This window comes from Thiomonas sp. DCM-2, from assembly GCF_056820905.1.
Genome location: NZ_CM165962.1, coordinates 2,870,390 through 2,891,563, shown reverse-complemented (window position 1 = coordinate 2,891,563; position 21,174 = coordinate 2,870,390). Strand labels below are relative to the sequence as shown.

The 21,174-nt window shown below is 64.3% G+C and carries 20 protein-coding genes and 1 tRNA gene; 15 read left to right on the top strand and 6 right to left on the bottom strand.

All coding sequences use genetic code 11. The annotated features are described in order from the left end of the window. Positions 1–113: 113 nt before the first annotated feature. The 3 genes from AC1ZQA_RS14065 to AC1ZQA_RS14055 all read left to right on the top strand — a co-directional run bounded on the left by AC1ZQA_RS14065 (position 114) and on the right by AC1ZQA_RS14055 (position 3,042). Entirely contained in the window at positions 114–1,160 is a 1,047-nt protein-coding gene (locus AC1ZQA_RS14065) for a type IV pilus twitching motility protein PilT (protein ID WP_482677473.1), read from the top strand. A 44-nt stretch (positions 1,161–1,204) separates the two neighbouring features. Further along, a complete protein-coding gene (locus tag AC1ZQA_RS14060) occupies positions 1,205–1,843 on the top strand; it encodes a cyclic nucleotide-binding domain-containing protein (RefSeq protein WP_482677472.1) in 639 nt (212 codons plus the stop codon). Positions 1,844–1,905: 62 nt separating this feature from the next. Then, positions 1,906–3,042 carry a PilT/PilU family type 4a pilus ATPase gene (locus AC1ZQA_RS14055; protein ID WP_482677471.1) on the top strand — a complete coding sequence of 379 codons (1,137 nt, stop codon included), beginning with the start codon at positions 1,906–1,908 and terminating at the stop codon, positions 3,040–3,042. A gap of 176 nt (positions 3,043–3,218) precedes the next feature. Here the strand turns inward: AC1ZQA_RS14055 and AC1ZQA_RS14050 are convergent, their stop codons facing one another. From AC1ZQA_RS14050 to mutM, 4 genes are all read right to left on the bottom strand, one after another. Continuing rightward, a complete protein-coding gene (locus AC1ZQA_RS14050; RefSeq protein ID WP_482677470.1) occupies positions 3,219–4,085 on the bottom strand; it encodes a DUF429 domain-containing protein in 867 nt (288 codons plus the stop codon). 2 nt (positions 4,086–4,087) lie between these two features. Beyond that, positions 4,088–5,212: an A/G-specific adenine glycosylase gene (gene mutY / locus AC1ZQA_RS14045; RefSeq protein WP_482677469.1), complete on the bottom strand. Its 1,125-nt coding sequence runs from the start codon at positions 5,210–5,212 to the stop codon at positions 4,088–4,090. 78 nt (positions 5,213–5,290) lie between these two features. Continuing rightward, positions 5,291–7,213, bottom strand: a complete 1,923-nt coding sequence (locus AC1ZQA_RS14040) for a dynamin family protein (RefSeq protein ID WP_482677468.1) — start codon at positions 7,211–7,213, stop codon at positions 5,291–5,293. Positions 7,214–7,292: 79 nt separating this feature from the next. Continuing rightward, positions 7,293–8,132, bottom strand: coding sequence for a bifunctional DNA-formamidopyrimidine glycosylase/DNA-(apurinic or apyrimidinic site) lyase (mutM, locus tag AC1ZQA_RS14035; RefSeq protein WP_482677467.1), 840 nt, complete (start codon positions 8,130–8,132; stop codon positions 7,293–7,295). A 103-nt stretch (positions 8,133–8,235) separates the two neighbouring features. On the opposite strand from mutM, the gene AC1ZQA_RS14030 reads away from it, so the two are divergent. The 6 genes from AC1ZQA_RS14030 to AC1ZQA_RS14005 all read left to right on the top strand — a co-directional run bounded on the left by AC1ZQA_RS14030 (position 8,236) and on the right by AC1ZQA_RS14005 (position 13,481). Continuing rightward, positions 8,236–9,942 carry a tetratricopeptide repeat protein gene (locus AC1ZQA_RS14030; RefSeq protein WP_482677466.1) on the top strand — a complete coding sequence of 569 codons (1,707 nt, stop codon included), beginning with the start codon at positions 8,236–8,238 and terminating at the stop codon, positions 9,940–9,942. Then, positions 9,942–10,529 (top strand): outer membrane lipoprotein LolB, encoded by a 588-nt coding sequence (locus tag AC1ZQA_RS14025; RefSeq protein WP_482677465.1) that lies wholly within the window; start codon positions 9,942–9,944, stop codon positions 10,527–10,529. The genes AC1ZQA_RS14030 and AC1ZQA_RS14025 overlap by 1 nt, the downstream gene beginning before the upstream one ends. A 20-nt stretch (positions 10,530–10,549) precedes the next feature. Continuing rightward, entirely contained in the window at positions 10,550–11,542 is a 993-nt protein-coding gene (gene ispE, locus AC1ZQA_RS14020) for a 4-(cytidine 5'-diphospho)-2-C-methyl-D-erythritol kinase (protein WP_482677464.1), read from the top strand. A 74-nt stretch (positions 11,543–11,616) separates the two neighbouring features. Then, positions 11,617–11,693, top strand: a tRNA-Gln gene (locus AC1ZQA_RS14015). 116 nt (positions 11,694–11,809) lie between these two features. Then, entirely contained in the window at positions 11,810–12,781 is a 972-nt protein-coding gene (locus tag AC1ZQA_RS14010; protein ID WP_482677463.1) for a ribose-phosphate pyrophosphokinase, read from the top strand. Positions 12,782–12,872: 91 nt separating this feature from the next. Continuing rightward, positions 12,873–13,481 (top strand): 50S ribosomal protein L25/general stress protein Ctc, encoded by a 609-nt coding sequence (locus AC1ZQA_RS14005; protein WP_482677462.1) that lies wholly within the window; start codon positions 12,873–12,875, stop codon positions 13,479–13,481. A 64-nt stretch (positions 13,482–13,545) separates the two neighbouring features. Here the strand turns inward: AC1ZQA_RS14005 and AC1ZQA_RS14000 are convergent, their stop codons facing one another. Beyond that, the gene (locus AC1ZQA_RS14000) at positions 13,546–13,938 is read right to left on the bottom strand and encodes an acyl-CoA thioesterase (RefSeq protein ID WP_482677461.1); all 393 of its coding nucleotides are present in this window, start codon (positions 13,936–13,938) and stop codon (positions 13,546–13,548) included. A 135-nt stretch (positions 13,939–14,073) separates the two neighbouring features. Here AC1ZQA_RS14000 and AC1ZQA_RS13995 point away from each other — a divergent pair, with 135 nt between their 5' ends. The 6 genes from AC1ZQA_RS13995 to pyrC all read left to right on the top strand — a co-directional run bounded on the left by AC1ZQA_RS13995 (position 14,074) and on the right by pyrC (position 20,340). Beyond that, the gene (locus AC1ZQA_RS13995; RefSeq protein ID WP_482677460.1) at positions 14,074–15,918 is read left to right on the top strand and encodes an ABCB family ABC transporter ATP-binding protein/permease; all 1,845 of its coding nucleotides are present in this window, start codon (positions 14,074–14,076) and stop codon (positions 15,916–15,918) included. A 99-nt stretch (positions 15,919–16,017) separates the two neighbouring features. Further along, a complete protein-coding gene (locus tag AC1ZQA_RS13990) occupies positions 16,018–16,911 on the top strand; it encodes a transporter substrate-binding domain-containing protein (protein ID WP_482677459.1) in 894 nt (297 codons plus the stop codon). A gap of 86 nt (positions 16,912–16,997) precedes the next feature. After that, positions 16,998–17,726 (top strand): amino acid ABC transporter permease, encoded by a 729-nt coding sequence (locus AC1ZQA_RS13985; protein WP_482677458.1) that lies wholly within the window; start codon positions 16,998–17,000, stop codon positions 17,724–17,726. Next, complete coding sequence (locus AC1ZQA_RS13980) at positions 17,726–18,412, top strand: amino acid ABC transporter permease (RefSeq protein ID WP_482677457.1); 687 nt, start codon at positions 17,726–17,728, stop codon at positions 18,410–18,412. The genes AC1ZQA_RS13985 and AC1ZQA_RS13980 overlap by 1 nt, the downstream gene beginning before the upstream one ends. Positions 18,413–18,472: 60 nt before the next feature. After that, positions 18,473–19,207 carry an amino acid ABC transporter ATP-binding protein gene (locus AC1ZQA_RS13975; RefSeq protein ID WP_482679337.1) on the top strand — a complete coding sequence of 245 codons (735 nt, stop codon included), beginning with the start codon at positions 18,473–18,475 and terminating at the stop codon, positions 19,205–19,207. A 71-nt stretch (positions 19,208–19,278) separates the two neighbouring features. Beyond that, complete coding sequence (pyrC, locus tag AC1ZQA_RS13970; RefSeq protein ID WP_482677456.1) at positions 19,279–20,340, top strand: dihydroorotase; 1,062 nt, start codon at positions 19,279–19,281, stop codon at positions 20,338–20,340. A gap of 6 nt (positions 20,341–20,346) precedes the next feature. On the opposite strand, the gene AC1ZQA_RS13965 is transcribed toward pyrC, so the two are convergent. Then, positions 20,347–21,138 (bottom strand): oxygen-binding di-iron domain-containing protein, encoded by a 792-nt coding sequence (locus AC1ZQA_RS13965; RefSeq protein ID WP_482677455.1) that lies wholly within the window; start codon positions 21,136–21,138, stop codon positions 20,347–20,349. Between the last annotated feature and the right edge of the window lie 36 nt (positions 21,139–21,174).

The following is a 21,174-nucleotide window of genomic DNA, read 5'->3' as shown; positions in this document are numbered from 1 at the left end:
GGCAGCTGCGCGCAGCCCGTGGGATGAAAATAGCGGAAAAGTGCAATTCTGACCTTAAGATAGCCCAATCGCTTCGCGCCATCACGCACAAGCTTGCTCGGGGGAGACATCGCTTGGACATCACGCAACTGCTTGCTTTCAGCGTCAAGAACGACGCATCCGATCTGCACCTCTCATCGGGGCTGCCGCCCATGATCCGGGTGCACGGCGACGTGCGGCGCATCAATGTCGAGCCGCTGGACCATAAGGCGGTGCACGCCATGGTCTACGACATCATGAGCGATTCGCAGCGCAAGCACTACGAAGAATTTCTGGAGGTCGATTTTTCCTTCGAGATTCCGCAGCTCGCGCGCTTTCGTGTCAACGCCTTCAATCAGGCGCGCGGCGCGGCAGCGGTGTTCCGCACCATTCCGAGCAAGGTGCTGACCCTCGACGACCTGAACGCGCCGAAAATCTTTGCCGATCTGGCGCTCAAGCCGCGCGGGCTGGTGCTGGTGACCGGGCCGACCGGCTCGGGCAAGTCCACCACCCTGGCGGCAATGATCAATCATTACAACGAGACCGAGTACGGGCACATTCTCACCATCGAAGATCCGATCGAATTTGTCCATCAGTCCAAGAAGGCGCTGATCAACCAGCGCGAGGTCGGGCCGCATACCCTGAGCTTTTCCAACGCCTTGCGCTCGGCGCTGCGCGAAGATCCCGACGCGATTCTTGTGGGCGAAATGCGCGATCTGGAGACCATCCGCCTGGCGCTGACCGCCTCGGAAACCGGCCACCTGGTGTTCGCCACGTTGCACACCTCGTCGGCGCCCAAGACCATCGACCGCATCGTCGACGTGTTCCCGGCGGAGGAAAAGGAAATGGTGCGCGCGATGCTGTCCGAAGCGCTGGTGGGCGTGATCTCGCAGACGCTGTGCAAGAAGAAGGACGGCTCCGGGCGGGTTGCGGCACACGAAATCATGATCGGCACCCCGGCGATCCGCAACCTCATTCGCGAAAACAAGGTGGCGCAGATGTATTCCATGATCCAGACCAGCCAGTCCTTCGGCATGCAGACCCTCGACCAGAACCTGGCCGATCTGGTCAAGCGCAACATGATCTCCTCCACCGAGGCGCGCACCAAGGCCAAGCAGCCGGAAAATTTCCCTGGCGCCTGACCGTTCGCACCACAACACAAAAATCAGCAAGCACCCGCCTGGCCATGAAACTCTTTGACAAAATCATCGGCGCCTCGCGCAAAGACGCGGTGGACGACGCTCCGGAATCGCAGTTTTTCACCACGGGTTTTCATGACGCGGAAGTGGCCAGTCTCGACAGCGTGGTCGACTGGTCGCAGCGCGCGGCCGAAATCGGAGCGACCAAGCTGTCGCGCAGCGTGGGCGGGCAGCGGCTGTTCGAGCTTTGGCAGCAGGACAAATACATGGCCGGGCTGACGCCTGCGGACCTGGAGCGCTGTGTCAGATACTTCCATTTCTACACCGTCAAGGCCAACGCCGACCTCATCGCCCAGGGCGAGACCGGCAGCTTCATGGTGGTGCTGTTGCGCGGGGCCGTGGCGGTGGATCGCCTGCAGCCCTGGGGAGACCGGCTGCGCCTGACCGAGGTGCGCGCGGGCAGCATGCTGGGAGAAATGTCGCTGGTCGATGCAGCGCCGCGCTGGTCGTACTGCACCACCTTGACCGACAGCGAAGTTGCCGTGCTCGAAGCCAGTGATCTCGACCGCATGATTGCGCAAGACCCGGCTGCGGCCTGCCGTCTCATTGGTTCGCTGGCACGCAGGCTGTCGCTGCGCCTGCGCAAGCTCAGCGCCCGCGTGGCGGCCACCACGCCCGGCGGCTGATGCGCCCTGTCAATTGAACATGGACCGCTGAATGCAAAAGATGCGGCAAATCGGGGGATGGTATGGATCGTGATCAGGCATCGAAATTCATCAATGATCTGCTCAAGCTGATGGTCAGCCGCGGCGGTTCGGATCTGTTTCTCACCGCAGACTTCCCGCCAGCCATCAAGGTGGATGGGGCCGTGTCCAAGCTGTCGTCTCAGGCCCTCAGCAGCCAGCACACCCTGGCGCTGGCGCGCTCGATCATGAACGACAAGCAGTCCGCCGAGTTCGAGCGCACCAAGGAATGCAATTTCGCCATCTCGCCCGCAGGCCTCACGCGCTTTCGCTGCAACGCGTTCTTGCAGCAGGGCAAGGTGGGCATCGTGCTGCGGCAGATTCCGCAAGAGCTGCCGTCCATCGACGCGCTGGAACTGCCCCAGGTGCTCAAGACCCTGGCGATGCACAAGCGCGGGCTGATCATTTTTGTCGGCGCCACCGGTTCGGGCAAATCGACCTCCATGGCCGCGATGCTCGACTTCCGCAACGAGAATTCGCATGGCCACATCATCACGGTGGAAGACCCGATCGAGTTCGTGCATCCGCACAAGAATTGCATCGTGACCCAGCGTGAGGTGGGCCTCGATACCGAGAGCTGGGAAGCCGCGCTGAAAAACACCCTGCGCCAGGCGCCGGACGTCATTCTCATGGGTGAAATCCGCGACCGCGAGACCATGGAACACGCAGTGGTGTTCTCCGAAACCGGTCACCTGGTGCTGGCCACGCTGCACGCCAACAACGCCAACCAGGCACTCGACCGGATCATCAACTTCTTCCCCGAGGAGCGCCGCACCCAGTTGCTCATGGACCTGTCGCTGAATCTGCGGGCGCTGGTGTCGCAGCGGCTGGTGCCGCTGCAGACCGGCAAGGGGCGCGTGGCTGCGGTGGAGATCATGATCAATTCGCCGCTGATTGCCGATCAGATCTTCGAGGGCAAGCTCACCGAAATCAAGGATGTGATGCGGCGCTCGCGCGAACTGGGCATGCAGACCTTCGACCAGTCGCTGTTCGACCTGTTCGACGCCGACAAGATCAGCTACGAAGACGCGCTGCGCAATGCCGACTCGGTCAACGACCTGCGCCTGCGCATCAAGCTCGACAGCAAGCGCGCGCGCAATGCCGACATCGGCAGCGACACCGGCCACCTGGCAATCGTTTAGGGCGACACTGAATCAGTCCGTGTGATGCTGCGCGCCGGGCTACGGGATGGGATGCAAGGCGCGCTCCAAGACAATAGCCCAAGCGATGGCAACGCAGCAGACCGCCCGCAGACCGGATGCGCAGCGCGCAAGGGGCTTGTTCAGTGTTGCCTCAGGGCATGCCCTGATGTTGCGGGTCAGCCCTGCGGCACACTGACGATCCATCCCTCCACCGGATCGATCTGCGACGGCAGGCCCCAGCCCTGGGCACGGCGTGCGCTGGCCCAGGCGGCCTGCATCAAGCACAGTGCGGCATCGAGATGGTCGCCGCTGGCATCGCCCAGCATGGTCTGGTGCAAGGGGTCCGCGCATTGCAGACGCAAGCCCAGCGGATGTCGGCCAGATTCCAGCACACGCAGCAACTCAGCCCGCGCGGACTGGCGCTCCTCGGTCTGCTTGCTGCGCGCATCGCTCTTGTAGCTGCGCCGGCCCAGAACCGCCCGCGCAGCAAACCCCGGATAGCCTTCGAGCGCGACACGCTGCGGGTCTCCGGCATGGAGTCCGGGCAGGTCCACGTGGGCGCCGAGCAGCAGCGGGGTGGCGGTGTGCAACATCCAGGCCACCGGCGGATTCACCCATTTCATCGACGGCGATGACCCGGCAGGGCGGTCGCACGCGCGATGGGCAAACTTTGCCCCTGCCGGGCGCGTTGCGCAGAATTGGCGAAACACCCCACGCAACTCGGCACGGGACTGGGTCTGAAGATGCTCGATCAGCCGTTTCCAGGGCAGGGGCGCGCTGTCGTTGTCGTGACCGGGCCAGCCCAGGGTGTTGATCAGTTCTCGTGGCAGACCGAATGGCAGATCGAACACGCCGAGCCAAGGGCCGGGCTGCAACAGCCACTGTGCAAACGCCTCCAGCGTGTCGAGCCGGGTAAAGCCCTCGAGGGTGACGCGGTCGGGTTGGGTGGATCGCCATGAACCATGCGCGATGACGATGGGTTTGCGTCGATTCGGCGCACTGCTGAAATCAATGCCATGCAGCGAGAACGCACCGGGCTCCATGCCTAGCCTTGATGCGGGATCAGCGGCGCATCGGCCGGGGCGGTGGTCATGTTCTGGAGCAGCAGATTGCGCACCGGGGCCGGAAGACCCAGTTGCACCGCTTGCGCAATGCTCAGCCACTGCCCCTGCCTCTCGGTGGCATGCTGGGGTGCATCAAGGTCGATCAGCAAGGGGTGCACGGTCAACTCGAAGTGGGTGAACACATGGCGAAAGGCCGGCAATGCACGCTGGCTGACCATGCGTCCGCATTGCGCAGCGTGCACAGTCGCCTGCTCCAGCGTCTCGAATTGCGGCAGGCTCCAGAGTCCCGGCCAGATGCCATGTGGCGGTCGCTTTTCCAGCCAGATTCGCTCGCCGGGAATGCTGCGCAGCCACAGCATCACGGTGCTGCGCTGTGGCCGGGCGCCGCGGGAGGGTTTGCGCACCGGCAGGCGTTGCGGATCGCCGGACAGGCGCCCGTGGCAATCGGCCGCGAACGGGCATTGCATGCACAGCGGCTGGCGTGGTTTGCACACGGTCGCGCCCAGGTCCATCAAGCCCTGGGTGTAAGCGGCCATGTCCACGGCTTCGGGCAGCAGGCTGTGTGCGAGCGCCCACAGCTTGCGGGTGGTGGCTGCGGAGGGGATGGGGTCGCTGATGCCGTGCGTGCGGCACAGCACCCGCTGCACATTGCCGTCGAGGATGGCGGCGCGCTCGTCGAAACAGAATGCAGCGATCGCGGCTGCGGTGGAGGGGCCGATGCCGGGCAGTGCGGCCAGTTCCCGTGCGGTTTGCGGAAACATGCCGCCAAAGCGCTCGACCACGATCTGCGCGCAGCGATGCAGGTTGCGCGCCCGCTGGTAATAGCCCAGTCCGCTCCAGGCCGCCAGCACCGCATCCTGCGGCGCTGCAGCCAGCGCCTGCACCGTGGGAAAGCGGGCGATGAAGCGGGCAAAGTAATCCGCCACCACGGCAACCTGGGTTTGCTGCAGCATGATTTCCGACAGCCACACAACGTAGGCGTCGCGCACCTGCCAGGGCAGATCGTGCCGTCCATGCTGGCGCTGCCATTGCACCAGGCGGGTGGCGAAGCGCGGCGGGCCGGGTTGGGCTGGCGTCAGAGGAGAAGCACGCGGTCGTTCAGGCACGGGAGCGTTGAGTCGGCGCACCAAGGCGCGAAACGCCGCATTGTGCCAGCGCTGCGTCGCAGGCGCCGGGCGATCGGACTAGGACTTGACGCGCTCGATCTGTTCAGCCAGCCCGCGCTGCAGGTTGCCGATGTGCGCGATCTGCGACTGCAGCTCGGCGATGCGGTCGTGCAGGCTGTCCTTGGTGTCTTCGATGCGCTGCAAGGTGGCAAGGCGGCGGTTGAGCTGCTTCTTGCGCTCGCGGACCTGACCGTCGAGCTGGGCAATGGCCGAGCGGTCCCAGTTTTCGATGTCGCGCAGGGCGCGCTCGAACAGATCGCGCACCCGGGCCGACAGCGCGCGCAGGGTGCGCAGGGTGTAGGCGTTGTTCTGCAGCTTGAGCCAGTTCACTCCGGACAGGTGTTCGGTGTAGGCGGCTGCCACGCGGTCGAATTCCTGCATCAGTCCACTCATGCGCAGCACGCGCGGGGCCGAGACGGTGAAGCCGAATTCGCTATTGGCGCGCATGAAGGCCGCCGCGAGCATCTGGCGAATTTCCTCGATCTGCGTTTCCGCGTTCACCAGCCGCGCGCGCAGATCGGTGGTGATGCGGGTCAGCTCACCCTTGACGCCGACCTTGAGCAGGGCGCTGCCCATGCGGGTTTCGAGCTGTTCGAGATCGCGCAGCACGGATTTGGCGTCGAACTGTTCGCGCAGCTTTTCCAGCATGCGGTTGTTCACCGCGCGCAGGGCCAGCACTTGCGCCATGCCGGCGTCGAATTCATTGCGCTCGGCGGCCAGGCGCTGCAGCATCAGCACCACCATGTTGGCGTTCTTGCCGCGCAGGCCGAGGAGTTCGTCGAGCTGGTCTTGCGCGTCCTGAAGCTGCTTGCGCAATTGTTGCGAAACATCGGCCTGCACTTGTTCGACCGTTTCGCGCAGGCCGCCTTGCAGCATGCTGCGGCGGTCGATGTTGGCCGCGCGGTTGAGCGCGTTTTCCAACTGCCCCATGCCGGAGCGGGCCAGCAGCGCGCCGTCGGACTGAATGCGCGCCAGCAGCGCCTTGTGCGCCGAGACCGGGAACACGCGGTCGGACGCGAGGCGCAGGGTCTGCGCCGTGGTCTGCACCTGGTGGTCGATGCTGGCCGCGATCTGCGGCGCGGTGAGCAGCGGGTCCCAGAGCGCATCGACCTTGTTGAGTGCCACCAGGGTCTGCGCGCCACTGGTGGGGGCGATGTGGCGGTTCCAGATGTCCAGGTCGCTGCGGGTCACTCCGGTATCGGCGCCGAGCACGAACACCACGGCGTTGGCCGAGGGAATGAGCGAGAGGGTCAGCTCGGGTTCGGCGCCCACGGCGTTCAGGCCGGGCGTGTCGAGAATGGTCAGCCCTTGATCGAGCAGGGGATGGGGGAAGTTGACCAGCGCATGCCGCCACAGCGGAATTTCCACCTCGCCATCTGCGCCCGCGTTGATCTGTGCCAGCTCTTGCGCGTCATGGAAAAAACCCAGCTCCTGTGCCCGCTCCAGCGGCACGCGCTGGGTGTCCGACAAATGTGTGAGCGCCTGCGCCAGACCTTGCGCGTCCTGACTGGGCAGGTCGAACTGCGTCCACACCTGCGGACTCGATTTCCATTGCGCCAGGGTTTGCGACTGCAGCCGGGTGTCGATGGGCAGCAGCCGCAGGCCGCGCGGCTGCGTGGCGTCGGAAAACAGCTCCATCGGGCACATGGTGGTGCGCCCGGCGCCTGCGGGGAGGATGCGCTGGCCGTGGCCGGAAAAGAAGATGGCATTGATCAGCTCGGACTTGCCGCGCGAGAACTCGGCAACGAAAGCCAGGGTCATACGGTCGTTGTCCAGCCGGGCGATCTGCTGCTGCAACAGCGGACGCGACTGGTCAAGCAGCAGTCCACTGTCCTCGAGCCAGGCCAGCAGGGACCGTACGCGCTGCAGGCGTTCGGCGCGCCACTCGGCGTAGTCAAACAGGCCAGCGGTGAGGATGGGGGCTTCGACGTGTGGATTCATCGCGGCTGCGCATCAGGCAAGTCATTCAATGTGGGGGAAAGTAAAACACAGCCGCCCCTGAATTTCGATCAGCGATTTCCTACCTGGACCTTGCTTTGAGAACTTTTTGGCACTTGGGGCAGAAATAGGTACTGCGCTGCCCCTGCACGATCTGCCGGACGGGCGTGGCGCAGACGCGACAGGGCAGGCCCTCCCGGCCATACACCTGCGCCTGCATCTGGAAATAGCCGAGTTCGCCGTCGCTGTGGGCGAAGTCGCGCAGGCTGCTGCCGCCCAGCGCCACGGCCTGCTGCAGCGTGTCGCGCACGGCCAAGGCCAGTCGCTCGCAGTCGGTGGGCCGCAGGTTCGATGCGGGCGTGCGCGGGTCGATGCGGGCGCGAAACAGCGCCTCGCAGGCGTAGATATTGCCGATGCCTGCGACGAGATGCTGCGACAGCAGCAAGGGCTTGATCGCCGCACTGCGTCCGCGCAGCGTGCGGCAGAGCGCGGCGCCACTGAAGTCGACGCTCAAGGGCTCCGGTCCGAGCACGCGCAGCAGCGGGTGAGTTTGGACGTCGGCACCCGCATGCCACAGCACGGCGCCGAAGCGGCGCGGGTCGCGCAGACGCAGCACACCGCGGTCGGTCTGCAGCTCCACATGCTCGTGCGGCGAAAGCGGCTCGGGCGTCTGCTGTGCGGGCGTCCAGCGCAGCGAGCCCGACATGCCCAGATGCACGATGAGCACACCGGACTCGGTATGCAGCAGCAGGTACTTGCCACGCCGCCGCAGAGCCGTGATGTGCTGCCCGACCAGCGCCGCCGGGTCGATGTTCAACGGCCAGCGCAACGGCTTGCCCAGCCGCAGCGCACACAGCCGCGCGTGCAGCAGCGCGGGCTCCAGACCCTGGCGGGTGACCTCGACTTCGGGCAGTTCAGGCATGCAGCACATTGTTCATCACACGATGGGGTTGCTGGCCCGCAGGGATAACCGCGCACTTCTACAATCGCAGCCTCTCGCTCTTCGACCCTCTTTCAGGATTCCCATGCGCGCTGCCGTTCTTGTGTCGGCCCTGCTGTTCCCGGCGATGTGTTCCGTCCCGGTTGTCGCCCAGGCGCAGCAGTCTGCGGCGCGGCTCAGTGCGCAAGACACCGCGCGCCACGTGTTTGCCGTCCTGGCGGGAGAGATTGCCGCCAACACCGGCCATCCCGGCGTGGCCTACACCGAGTTGCTCAAGGCGGCGAACGACCTCGACGCCGAATCGCTCTACCGCCGTGCCGCGGAAATCGCCCTGCGCGCAGGTGCGCCCGACAAGGCGCTTGCGGCGGCACAGGCCTGGCGCAAGGCCAGACCCGATTCACGCGAAGCCGGTGCCTGGGTGGTGCAGTTGCAATTGATGACGGGCCGCACCAGCGAGGCGGGCGCAACGATTGCGCAAGACCTCGCCGCCACGCCGGAACCCCAACGGGGCCAGGCCATTGCCGATCTGTTGCCCCTGGCCGCGCAGGCCAGCGATCCGGCTGCGACCCTGACCATGATGCGCACCGCCCTGGCCGGGCAAAGGCAGTTTGCCCAGACCGATGTGGTCCTCGGGCTGCTGCGGGCCCGTGCCGGCGACCAGAAGGGCGGCTTTGCCGATGCCCTGCATGCGCTGAGCATCCAGCCCGGTCTTGCCCCGGCCGCGGCCTTGCTGCTGCAGCTCTACACCGTCAACCCGCAGGCGGCGGACGCCGCGATGCAGAAATTCGCGACGGCGCAACCGAAGGACACGGGGCTGCGTCTGGCCTGGGCGCAGGCTGCCCTGGGCCAGCAGCGCGATGGCATCGCGCTGGACGGCCTGGGCAAGCTGGTGGCCGAGGCGCCCGATCAGGCGCAGGCCCGGCTGTTGCTCGGCAGCCTGCAGTCCGAGTTTGGCGAGCCAGCAAAGGCTGTTGTCTCGCTGCAGACCTACCTGAAGCTGGCTCGCGGAGAGAGCACGCCGCCGCTGCTCACCCCGGCCTATCTCGCTCTGGCGGAGGCGTCGCGCAAGCTGGGTGACTTTGACCAAGCCAATCGCTGGCTCGACCAGGTGGTGCCGAACTCCGGCAATCAGCTTGCCGTGCTGAGCAATCGCGCAGCCATTCTGGTGCAGCAGGGCAAGATCAACGAAGCGCTCAAGCTGACCGACACCCTGCCGGACGCCACCGCTGCGCAGCGCAAGGATCGGCTGCTGGCGCGCGCGCAAGTCCTGCGCGAGGCGGGGCGGTTCGACGCCTCGTACAAGCTGCTGCAGTCCGGCCTGAAGCAAATGCCGGGCGATGTCGATCTGCTGTACGAAGCGTCGATGATGGCCGACAAGAGCGGGCACTTCAAGGAGATGCAGCAGATGCTGCGCAAGGCCATTGCGATCGACCCCGAATCGCAGCCTGCCTACAACGCGCTGGGCTATACCCTGGCCGAGCGGGGCGAAAACCTGCCCGAGGCGCGCAAGCTGGTGTCCCGTGCACTGGAACTCTCGCCGGGCAATCCCTTCGTGCTCGACAGCATGGGCTGGGTGGAATACAAGATGGGCCGCAACGATCAGGCCCTCGATCTGCTGCAACAAGCCTATGACGCCCGGCCCGACCCGGAAATCGGCGCGCATCTCGGCGAAGTGCTTTGGCAGCTCGGCCAGCACGACAAGGCGCGCGCCATCTGGAAAGCAGCGATCGAGCGCGCGCCGCACGACGCGATGGTGCAGGCCGTGCTGCGCAAGTACGGCGTGACCTTCTGATGCGCCGCCGCGTCCTTGTCTGGGGAACTGCGGGCCTGGTGCTCGCCGCGCTTGGCGGCTGCGCTGCGCCGCACATCACGTCTGCCAGCGCGGCAAGCGACACCCTTGCTGTAGCTGGACGGCTGTCTCTGGTCAGCGGCCCGCCTGACGCGCAAAAAGCGCTGTACGGCGGCTTTCGCCTGGAGCTGCGCGGCGCAGATTCAGGCGAGTTCGAGGTCTTTTCGCCGCTGGGGCAAATGCTGGCGCGCGCCCGCTGGAGCCCGGGTCAGGCCAGCCTGAACGACGGCAGGCAAACGCAAACCTACGCCTCTTTCGACGCCATGACCCGCGCGGCGCTCGGCGTGGCCTTGCCGCAGGCCGCGCTGCAGGATTGGGTTCGCGGCAGGCCCGCTTCCGGCCTGCCGGTGCAGCATCTGGCCGACGGCCGCTTCGAACAGCTTGGCTGGCAGGTGCAGCCGGTCTGGCGAGATGGACATCTGGCCCTGCTCAAGGCGCAGCGTGCAGGCGGCGATCCGGCCGAACTGCGCATGGCGATCGAGTCGACCACGCCGCAAGACAAGGGCACAGGCACGGCGGGCGGCAACTGAACCGGCTGGACGGCTTCTCCATGCGCGCCCTGTTCAATCTGCCCGCCCCGGCGAAGATCAACTGGTTCCTGCACGTCACCGGCAGACGCCCGGACGGCTATCACACCCTGCAGACCGTGTTCCAGTTCATCGACTGGTGCGACACGCTCGATCTCATCCGGCGCGAGGACGGCGTCATCCGCCGCCTCGGAGCCGACGATCTGCCCGAGCACGACCTCTGCGTGCGCGCAGCGCAGTTGCTGCAGCAGACAACACAGTGCCCATACGGCGTGGACATCCACCTGCGCAAGGTCATCCCGCAGCAGGCCGGACTGGGGGGCGGCAGCTCCGACGCTGCCACGGTGCTCATCGGCCTGAATCGGCTTTGGCAGCTCGGCCTGTCGCGCCAGACCCTGATACAACTCGCGCTGCAACTCGGGGCCGATGTGCCGATTTTCATTTTTGGCCGCAATGCCTGGGCCGAAGGCGTGGGCGAGCAGTTGCAGGCCATTGCGCTGCCCACGCCCTGGTTTGTTGTGGTGCATCCGGCACGTGGCCTGTCGACGCAGGCGGTGTTTTCCACCCTTGACTTGACAAGCCAAAAGCCCGAAGCAAAAATAGCAGGCTTTGCTGAATGGTTGAAATTGAGCTGGGCGGAGAATTCACCGCTTGGGCCGCGAGGTAGACGGCAAGAGCGCAGTTTCCTGGTTGAAAACCCCGTGCGGATGGCCAACGCCATGTGGGGCAGAAATGATTTGCAGCCGGGTGCGATGGCGCTGGAGCCTGAAGTTGCGCGGGCCTTGTCGGTATTGCGCACGGTGTTGACGCAAAGCGCATTGCAGCCATGCTTTGATGGACGCATGACCGGATCGGGCAGCGCTGTGTTTGCCTGGGTTTGTGATGTCGGCAGCGATTCTGGCAAATTGGAGGAGCGGGAGTGCGGTGTCGCATGGAACGCTTTGCCGACGGGTTGGCAGGGATGCTGCTGTCGCGGTCTGGCTCAGCATCCGCTGCGCGATTGGGTTGACGCATAATGCGGATTTGCGCGGTGCGTGTGCGCCGCGACGCGGGTTGATCGGTTTTTTCATTCGCTACGTGCGAATGGTGTTGGGGAGTCGCCAAGTTGGTTAAGGCACCGGATTTTGATTCCGGCATGCGAGGGTTCGAGTCCTTCCTCCCCAGCCACAGATTCAAAGAGCAGTTTTTTGAAAAGCGTTTCGCCTGCGGCGCTGCAGACCGCGGGCTCGCCTAGGCCAAAAGCTCACGGCACTTCTGGCGCAACAAGCGCGCAACACCCCACCATGACACCGAATCCGGCGGACTTCATCCTGTTCACCGGCAATGCCAATCCGGCGCTTGCCCAGGAAGTTGCGGAACAGCTTGGCATCGGCCTCGGGCAGGCCTACATCGGGCGGTTCTCCGACGGGGAAATCACGGTCGAAATTCAGCAGAACGTTCGCGCCCGCGAGGTGTTCATCGTTCAGTCCACCTGCGCGCCGACCAACGACAACCTGATGGAACTGCTCATCATGGTCGATGCGCTCAAGCGCGCCTCGGCCGAGCGCATCACCGCGGTCATTCCCTATTTCGGCTATGCACGCCAGGATCGCCGTCCGCGCTCCGCCCGCGTGCCCATCACCGCCAAGGTCGTGGCCAATGTGCTGCAGGCCGCTGGTGTGGCGCGGGTGGTCACGATGGACTTGCACGCCGATCAGGTGCAGGGGTTTTTCGATATTCCGGTCGACAACATCTACGCCTCGCCCATTTTGCTGAGCGACCTGCGCGAAAAGAATTACAGCGACCTCATCGTGGTGTCGCCCGATATCGGCGGCGTGGTGCGCGCCCGCGCGCTGGCCAAGCTGATGGAGTGTGATCTGGCCATCATCGACAAGCGCCGCCCCAAGCCGAATGTCTCGGAAGTGATGAATGTCATCGGCGAGATCGATGGGCGCAACTGCATCATCATGGACGACATGGTCGACACCGCAGGCACGCTGACCAAGGCCGCCGAGGTGCTCAAGACCCGCGGCGCCAAGCGCGTGATGGCCTATTGCACCCACCCGGTGCTGTCCGGTCCGGCGATCCAGCGCCTGCAAAGCAGCGCGATCGATGAACTGGTCGTCACCAACACCATTCCGCTGCGCCAGGAAGCGCGCGATTGCACCAAGATCCGCCAGCTTTCCGCGGCGTCGCTGATCGCGCAGACCATCCAGCGCATCGCGTATGGCGGTTCGGTGCTGCAGTTGTTCAACGAACAGGAAACACTGTTCTGAGTTTTTGCCCGCTGGAGTCCCGGCGGGTTGTCACGGCGCTGGTCGCAGGCGCCGTTCACCACGGGGCATCGCCCCATTTTCAGGAGCCGACATGAAAGTCGTCGCATTCGAACGTAGTCTGCAGGGCACTGGTGCGAGCCGCCGCCTGCGTCGCGCCGGGAAGACCCCCGGCATCATCTATGGTGGCGAGCAAGCCCCGCAAATGATCGAACTCGATCACAACGCGCTGTTCCATGCGCTGAAGAAAGAGCAATTCCATTCTTCCGTTCTGGAGATGGACGTTGCGGGCAAGACCAGCCAGGTCCTGCTGCGCGACTATCAGATGCACCCCTACAAGCAACTGGTGCTGCACGTCGATTTCCAGCGCGTCGAAGCCGGTCACAAGATTTCGATGAAGGTGCCTCTGCACTTCACCGGCGCGGAAGAGTCGCCCGCTGTCAAGCTCAGCCACGGTCTGGTCAACCATGTGATGACCGAGGTGGAAGTGTCCTGCCTGCCGGCAGACCTGCCCGAATTCATCGCGGTGGACCTGAGCGCGCTGACCCTGCACCAGAGCGTGCATGTCAGCGACCTCAAGCTGCCCAAGGGTGTGACCGTGCTGACGCACGGCATGGACAACCCCGCGGTCGTCACCGTCAGCCCGCCGCCCGGCGGCGTGGGTGAAGACGGTGCCGCAGCTGCGGAAGGCGAAACCAAGTAATCGCCGCTGCTGCAAACGCACAAGGCCGCCTTCGGGCGGCCTTGTTGCATTCAGGTGCGGTGGATCAGGGCTGATCCACGGGCCGCGGTCGGCGGTCGGCTCCCACGGCTACATAGGTCAGCAGTGCTTCGGTCACCTTGATGACTTCGACATTCGACGGCGTGCGTTGTGCGTAGACCTCCACGCGGACCGTGACCGAGGTGGTGCCCACATGATCGACCTCGGTGAAGAACGAGAGCACGTCGCCCACCAGCACCGGCTGCTTGAACACGAACTCCTTGACCGCGACCGTGGCGACACGGCCCTTGGCACGCCATGCTGCGGTGATGCCGCCGGCAATGTCGACCTGCGCCATGATCCAGCCGCCGAAGATGTCGCCGTGCATGTTCACATCGGCCGGACGGGCCTGGGTGCGCAGGGTGGGCGCGCAATCGGGAAGTTGGGGGGCGTGGGTCATGAGTGGCTCCCTGCAGAGCGCCGTTGCGGCGCAGATAATGAGTTGAATGACGCGCGTAGTTTAGGGTCTGTTCACGCCGCGGCTGCGCGCCGTTCTTCCCGATGCAAGCCTTGCTTGCTGCATTTCATTCCATCCATGCACGCCAGAACTTCCTCCGCTTTGCCTGAGCCACCGGGCGCTTCACGCGCGGCGCCGCAGCGCTCGCGCTGGGCCGTGGTCGCGGCCCTGTGGCCCTATCTGTGGGAGTACCGCGTGCGCGTGGTGCTGGCGCTGTTGATGATGGTGGCGGCCAAGGTGTCCAACGTCGGCGTGCCCATCGTGCTCAAGGACATTGTCGATGCGCTTGACCTGAAGCCGGGCGATCCGCGCGCTGCGCTGGTCGTGCCGGTGGCGCTGCTGGTGGCCTATGGGCTGCTGCGGTTGAGTGTGTCGCTGTTCACCGAACTGCGCGAAATCGTGTTCTCGCGGGTCACTCAGGGGGCGGTGCGCAAGATCGCGCTGCAGGTGTTTGACCATCTGTTCAGCCTGAGCATGCGGTACCACCTGGAGCGGCAGACGGGCGGCATGTCACGCGACATGGAGCGGGGCACGCGGGCCATCTCCAGCCTGGTGTCGTTCACGCTCTACAGCATCCTGCCCACGCTGGTCGAGATGGCGCTGGTCATCGGCATCCTGCTGGTCAAGTACGACATCTGGTTCGCTGGCATTGCACTGGCTGCACTGGTTCTGTATGTGGTGTTCACCATCACGGTGACCGAGTGGCGCACGCATCTGCGGCGAGAAATGAACACGCAGGATTCGCGCGCCAACCAGCGCGCCATCGACGCCCTGCTGAACTACGAGACGGTCAAGATGTTCGGCAACGAGGCGCTGGAATCCACGCGCTATGACGACACCCTCAAGAGCTGGATGCAGGCCGCGATCAAGTCGCAGAACTCGCTGTCGCTGCTCAATCTGGGGCAGAGCCTGATCATTGCCACGGCGGTCACGCTGCTGGTCTGGCGGGCCACGGTGGGCGTGGTGAGCGGCAGCATGAATCTGGGCGATCTGGTGCTGGTCAATGCCTTCATGCTGCAGCTCTATGTGCCGCTGAACTTTCTTGGCGTGATTTACCGCGAGATTCGCCAGTCGACCACCGACCTGGAGCGCATGTTCACCATTCTGCAAGAGCACCGCGACATCGAGGACGCACCGAACGCACCCGCGTTGCAGGTGTCTCGCGGCGAGGTGCGCTTCGAGCGGGTGCGCTTTGGCTATGGGGCGGATCGCACCATTCTGGACGGGCTGGATTTCACTGTGCCCGCAGGGGAAACGGTGGCGATCGTCGGGCCGTCGGGTGCGGGCAAGTCCACGCTGGCTCGGCTGTTGTTCCGGTTTTACGCGCCGCAGTCGGGCCGCATCCTGATCGACGGGCAGGACATCGCCCAGGTCACGCAGGCCAGTGTGCGCCGGGCCATTGGCATCGTGCCGCAGGACACCGTGCTGTTCAACGACACCATTGGCTACAACATCGCCTACGGCAAGCCGGGCGCCAGTGCCGCAGAGGTCGAGGCGGTGGCGCGCGCGGCGCACATCCACGACTTCATTGTCAGCACCCCGCAGGGTTACGACACCCAGGTTGGCGAGCGCGGACTCAAGCTCTCCGGCGGGGAGAAGCAGCGCGTGGCGATTGCCCGCGCCCTGCTGAAAAACCCACCCATCCTGATTTTCGACGAGGCCACTTCGCAGCTCGACTCGCACAACGAAAAGGCGATCCAGGCCGAAATCCGGGCCGCGGCACGCAACCGTACCGCGCTGGTCATCGCCCATCGCCTGTCCACGGTGGTGGACGCACACCAGATTCTGGTGATTGAGCAGGGCCGCGTGGTCGAACGCGGCACGCATGCGCAACTCTTGCAGGCGCAGGGCCTGTACGCCCGCATGTGGAGCCTGCAGCAGGACCTGGCCGCCCATGCTGGGGAATCTGCCGCCCTGGCTTGATGCCGCAGCGGAGTTTGCATCGACCTATTGCGCAATTGTGACGGGCGGTTACACTTGCCTGCGTCGTTCACAAGACATCACAATTTTCCGGAGATTCGCATGATCAAAACATTGTTGGGTTTGACGGTCGTGGCTGCTGCCACCTTGTCCAGTGCGCAGGCTGCCGAGCTCACTGGCACGCTCAAGAAGGTGAAGGAAACCAACAGCATCACCGTCGGCTACCGCGAGTCGTCGATTCCCTTCTCTTACCTCGACAACAATGGCAAGCCCATCGGCTACGCGATGGAGCTGTGCGGCAAGGTGGTCGACGCCGTGAAAACCGACCTGAAAATGCCCGACCTGAAGGTGAACTACGCCCCGGTGACGTCGAGCAACCGCATCCCGCTGCTGGAAAACGGCACCATCGACCTGGAATGCGGCTCGACCACCAACTCGGTCGCGCGGCAAAAGCAGGTGGCGTTCGGGCCGACCTACTTCGTCATCAACGTGACCGCCGCCGTGAAGAAGGACTCGGGCATCAACGACTTCGCGCAGCTTGGCGGCAAGACCATCGTCACCACCTCGGGCACCACGTCCGTGCCGCTGCTCAAAAAATACGAAAAAACCAAGGACATGGAGTTCAAGGAAATCTACGGCAAGGATCACGCCGAGAGCTTCCTGCTGATGGCCGATGGCCGGGCTGCGGCCTTCGTGATGGACGACATTCTGCTGGCCGGCCAGATCGCCAATTCCAAAGACCCGGGCGCCTACAAAATTCTTCCCGGCTCGCTGCGCAGCGAGCCCTACAGCATGATGCTGCGCAAGGACGATCCGCAGTTCAAGGCGCTGGTCGACAAGACCGTGGGCGGCGTGATGAAGTCCGGCGAGATCAACAAGATCTACGCGAAATGGTTCACCAGCCCGATTCCGCCCAAGGGCATCAATCTCAACTTCCCGGAAACCCCGGCGATCAAGGAAGCCTTCGCCCACCCGAACGACAAGGGTGTCGAATAAGCAGCGTCGAGCGGACACGGAATGAAGCCGGCAGATCTGCCGGCTTTTTTCCATCGCAAGTTGGCGTGGGCCGATGAGGAGACGACATGCTGGGTTTGGGAATTTTTCTGGAAGACACGCCAGACGGCGACACCACCTGGGGCATGTCCCTGCTTTCCGGGCTGGAGTACACCTTGCTGCTGGTGGTGTGCGCCTGGGTCATCGCCATGGTGCTGGGGTCGGTGCTGGGCGTGGTGCGCACCACAAAGAGTCGGTTCTGGGTGACGCTGGGCAACGGCTATGTGGAGTTGTTTCGCAACATTCCGCTGCTGGTGCAGTTTTTCCTCTGGTACTTCGTCCTGCCCAGCGTGATTCCGCCGCTCAAGCGTTTTGCCAATACGGTCGATCCGGGCACCTTCCAGATCATCACGGCGATCGTGTGCCTCGGGCTGTTCACCGCAGCGCGGATTGCCGAGCAGGTGAAGTCGGGTCTTCAATCGCTGCCGCGTGGTCAGACCTATGCCGGCCTGGCGCTGGGTCTTACCCCGGTGCAGACCTACCGCCATGTGCTGCTGCCCATGGCCTATCGCATCATCATTCCGCCGCTCACTTCCGAGTCGATGAATCTGGTGAAAAACTCTGCGGTGGCCTATTCCATCGGCCTGACCGAATTGTTCTTCCGCACCCGTGAAATGGGCGAGATGACCTTCCGCTATTTCGCGGCCTTCGGTGCCGCCACCGTGCTGTATGTGGCTGTGGCGTTCTCCATCAACCGCATCATGGCGTGGGTGGAACGCGCCACCGCGGTGCCCGGCTACATGGGCGGGAGCAAGTGATGGGCGGCTTTGACTTTGGCTCCATCGTGTCGGTTCTGCCCTTTCTGCTCAAGGGGCTGACCTACACGGTGCAGCTCACCGTGGTCGCGGCGATCGGTGGCACGCTGCTGGGCATTCTGCTGGCGCTGGCGCGGCTGTCGCATCTCAAATGGTTGTCCCTGCTCGCGGCGGGCTACATCAATCTGATGCGCTCCATCCCGCTGCTGCTGGTGATTTTCTGGTTCTACTTTCTGGTGCCGGTGATGCTGCAGTCGATCACCGGGGCGGACTATCCGCCCAAGATCGGGGCCGAGCGTTCGGCCTATTTCACCTTCATCCTGTTCGAGGCGGCGTATTTTGCAGAGATCGTGCGCGCGGGCATCCAAAGCATTCCCAAGGGGCAGCTTGGCGCCGCCTATGCGCTGGGGCTGACCTATGCGCAGGCGATGCGGCTGGTCATCCTGCCGCAGGCGCTGCGCAACATGCTGCCGGTGCTGCTCACCCAGACCATCGTGCTGTTCCAGGACGTGTCGCTGGTGGCGCTGCTCAACGTCACCGACTTCGTCGGCGCGGCGATGAAGATCGCGCAGCGCGACAGTCGTGTGGTGGAGATGTACACCCTGGTGGCCGTGGTCTATTTCGTGCTCAGCTTTACGTTGTCTCAGGGCGTCAAGCGTCTGCATCAGCGCATCGCCGTTCAGCTGTGAACAGACTCTTCAACGGATCGTTCGATGAACCCAAGCTCTCCTCAAGGCGCCGCCGCGCCGATGATCGATATCCGCCAGATCAGCAAGTGGTATGGCGACTTCCAGGTGCTCACCGATTGCTCCACGCAGATCGCGCGTGGCGAGGTGGTGGTGGTGTGCGGGCCGTCGGGCTCGGGCAAGTCCACGCTGATCAAGTGTGTCAACGCGCTCGAACCCTTCCAGAAGGGTGATGTGATCGTGGACGGCATCTCGATCGCCGACCCGAAGACCAATCTGCCCAGGCTGCGATCGCGGGTGGGCATGGTGTTCCAGCATTTCGAGCTGTTCCCGCATCTGACCGTGACCGACAACCTCACGCTGGCGCAGATCAAGGTGCTGGGGCGCAGCAAGACCGAAGCGCGGGAGAAGGGCTTGCTCTATCTCGACCGGGTGGGGCTGTCGGCACAGCGCGACAAGTTTCCGGGCCAGCTCTCCGGAGGGCAGCAGCAGCGGGTGGCGATCGCCCGCGCGCTGGCGATGGACCCGATCGCGATGCTGTTCGACGAACCCACCTCGGCGCTCGACCCGGAAATGGTCGGCGAGGTGCTCGAGGTCATGGTCAAGCTCGCCGAGGAGGGCATGACCATGATGGTGGTCACGCACGAAATGGGCTTTGCCCGCAAGGTGTCGCACCGCGTGGTGTTCATGGACGCCGGGCGGGTGGTGGAAGACTGCCCGACCCAGCAGTTTTTCTCGGCCAGCGAACCACGCAGCGAGCGGGCCGCGCAGTTTCTGGCAAAAATTCTGCAGCATTGACCGATCGCTTCATCGCGCCTCGGGGCGGGGCGTAGCATGGCGTCGATTGGACTGACGCCAACAGAATCGCCATGCAAACGCTGACACTCACTCGCCCCGACGATTTCCACCTGCATCTGCGCGACGGCGCGGCCATGCGCGACGCGCTGCCGTGGTCTGCACGGCAGTTCGCACGGGCCATCATCATGCCCAACCTCAAGCCCCCCGTGGTGCGCTTGCAGCAGGCGCTGGACTATCGCGACCGCATTCTCGCGGCCTTGCCCGCAGGCAGCGACTTCACGCCGTTGATGACCCTGTATCTCACCGACGACACCACGCCGGAGATGGTGGAGGAGGCCAGGACCAGCGGCGTGGTGCATGCCTTCAAGCTGTATCCGGCCGGGGCGACGACCAACTCCGACAGCGGCGTCACCGAGCTCAAGCGCATCTATCCGGCGCTCGAGGCCATGCAGCGCGTGGGCATGCCGCTGCTGATCCACGGCGAGGTGACCGACCCGGATGTGGACGTGTTCGACCGCGAGGCGGTGTTCATCGACCGTCATCTGGTCGCGCTGCACCGCGCCTTCCCCGAGCTGAAAATCGTGCTCGAGCACATCACCACGGCGCATGCGGCCGCCTATGTGCGCGAGGCATCCGAACTCGATGCGCAGGGTGTGCCGCGCCTGGCGGCGACCATCACCGCCCACCATCTGCTGCACAACCGCAACGCCATGTTCCGGGGCGGCCTGCGGCCGCATTACTACTGCCTGCCGGTGCTCAAGCGGGAAACCCATCGTCAGGCCCTGCTCGATGCAGCGACCAGCGGCGACCCCCGGTTTTTTCTCGGAACCGACTCCGCGCCGCACGCGCGCAACACCAAGGAAACCGCCTGCGGCTGTGCCGGCTGTTTCACCGCGGCGAATGCGCTGGAGTTGTATTGCGCCGCGTTCGAGCAGCGCGATGCGCTGCAACGTCTCGACGACTTCGCCAGCCGCTTCGGCGCGGCGTTTTATGGGCTCCCGCGCAACTCCGGCACCTTGACCCTGGAACGCAGTGCGTGGGATGTGCCGGCCATGCTGCCTTACGCGGATGCAGAGATCGTGCCACTGCATGCCGGGGAGGTCATGGAGTGGCGGCTTGCGGCCGCCGGCTGATGCGACTTACGCCGCGAGAGCGATCGGTTGGTCGGGGACGCGGTAATTGTTCGTGGTCATCAGGTCGATGCCGCAGCTCAGGTTTTCGGCCCAGTCGATGAATTGCGTCACCGCCTGCCTGCCCTTGATCGGCGCCCCGTGCTGCGGCACGATCATGTCGATGTCGAGTCCACGCACCATGTTTGCCCAGTAGCGCAGGATCTTGTTCGACACCATGTAGCGCCGGTGGAACGCCTCCATGTTCGGCAGGGCCTCGGTCAGGTCGGTGACCGGGCGTGCCGCCTGCGCGCCGCTGACCAGTGACACCCCCAGATCGCCCGAGAACAGGATTTTGCTCACCGGATCAAAGAACTGGAAATTGCCTTCCGCATGCATGAAATGCGCGGGCAGCACAATCAGGTCACTCTTGCCCAGTCGCAGCGTACCGCCTGCGTCCGGCACCGAGATGATGCGCTTGTCCGTCTTGCCCAACTTGCAGAAATGCGGTGCGAAACGGGCCCAGAGCCGGGAAATCACCAGATCGGCCTTCGACGCGGTCATCCAGCGATCCAGCGAGGCGATGATGTCCGGGTCGGCATGCGAGGCCAGCAGGTAATGCAGATCCTGCGGCGCCATGTACTTGCGCATGGTGAGCGTGAGCTCGTTGAAGGTCATGTTCCCGCCGGGGTCGATGATGGCGCCCTGGCCATGATCGATGAGCAGAAACTGGTTGGCCTGCACCGCGTCCCCGTCATCTTCGACCAGGTCGCTGAACATCAGGCACAGATGCTTGCCGTCATTGAAAAGTTCTGTTGTCACGAAAGGCTCTCTTGCGCATTGCAAGGAATGTAAAGG

What these genes read in the sequence shown, in the direction of transcription:
- AC1ZQA_RS14060 (WP_482677472.1), top strand. Translation starts at nt 1,205, where the DNA reads ATGAAACTCTTTGACAAAATCATCGGCGCCTCGCGCAAAGACGCGGTG.
- AC1ZQA_RS14055 (WP_482677471.1), top strand. Translation starts at nt 1,906, where the DNA reads ATGGATCGTGATCAGGCATCGAAATTCATCAATGATCTGCTCAAGCTG.
- AC1ZQA_RS14050 (WP_482677470.1), bottom strand. Translation starts at nt 4,085, where the DNA reads ATGGAGCCCGGTGCGTTCTCGCTGCATGGCATTGATTTCAGCAGTGCG.
- AC1ZQA_RS14040 (WP_482677468.1), bottom strand. Translation starts at nt 7,213, where the DNA reads ATGAATCCACACGTCGAAGCCCCCATCCTCACCGCTGGCCTGTTTGAC.
- mutM (WP_482677467.1), bottom strand. Translation starts at nt 8,132, where the DNA reads ATGCCTGAACTGCCCGAAGTCGAGGTCACCCGCCAGGGTCTGGAGCCC.
- AC1ZQA_RS14030 (WP_482677466.1), top strand. Translation starts at nt 8,236, where the DNA reads ATGCGCGCTGCCGTTCTTGTGTCGGCCCTGCTGTTCCCGGCGATGTGT.
- AC1ZQA_RS14025 (WP_482677465.1), top strand. Translation starts at nt 9,942, where the DNA reads ATGCGCCGCCGCGTCCTTGTCTGGGGAACTGCGGGCCTGGTGCTCGCC.
- ispE (WP_482677464.1), top strand. Translation starts at nt 10,550, where the DNA reads ATGCGCGCCCTGTTCAATCTGCCCGCCCCGGCGAAGATCAACTGGTTC.
- AC1ZQA_RS14010 (WP_482677463.1), top strand. Translation starts at nt 11,810, where the DNA reads ATGACACCGAATCCGGCGGACTTCATCCTGTTCACCGGCAATGCCAAT.
- AC1ZQA_RS14005 (WP_482677462.1), top strand. Translation starts at nt 12,873, where the DNA reads ATGAAAGTCGTCGCATTCGAACGTAGTCTGCAGGGCACTGGTGCGAGC.
- AC1ZQA_RS14000 (WP_482677461.1), bottom strand. Translation starts at nt 13,938, where the DNA reads ATGACCCACGCCCCCCAACTTCCCGATTGCGCGCCCACCCTGCGCACC.
- AC1ZQA_RS13995 (WP_482677460.1), top strand. Translation starts at nt 14,074, where the DNA reads ATGCACGCCAGAACTTCCTCCGCTTTGCCTGAGCCACCGGGCGCTTCA.
- AC1ZQA_RS13990 (WP_482677459.1), top strand. Translation starts at nt 16,018, where the DNA reads ATGATCAAAACATTGTTGGGTTTGACGGTCGTGGCTGCTGCCACCTTG.
- AC1ZQA_RS13985 (WP_482677458.1), top strand. Translation starts at nt 16,998, where the DNA reads ATGCTGGGTTTGGGAATTTTTCTGGAAGACACGCCAGACGGCGACACC.
- AC1ZQA_RS13980 (WP_482677457.1), top strand. Translation starts at nt 17,726, where the DNA reads ATGGGCGGCTTTGACTTTGGCTCCATCGTGTCGGTTCTGCCCTTTCTG.
- AC1ZQA_RS13975 (WP_482679337.1), top strand. Translation starts at nt 18,473, where the DNA reads ATGATCGATATCCGCCAGATCAGCAAGTGGTATGGCGACTTCCAGGTG.
- pyrC (WP_482677456.1), top strand. Translation starts at nt 19,279, where the DNA reads ATGCAAACGCTGACACTCACTCGCCCCGACGATTTCCACCTGCATCTG.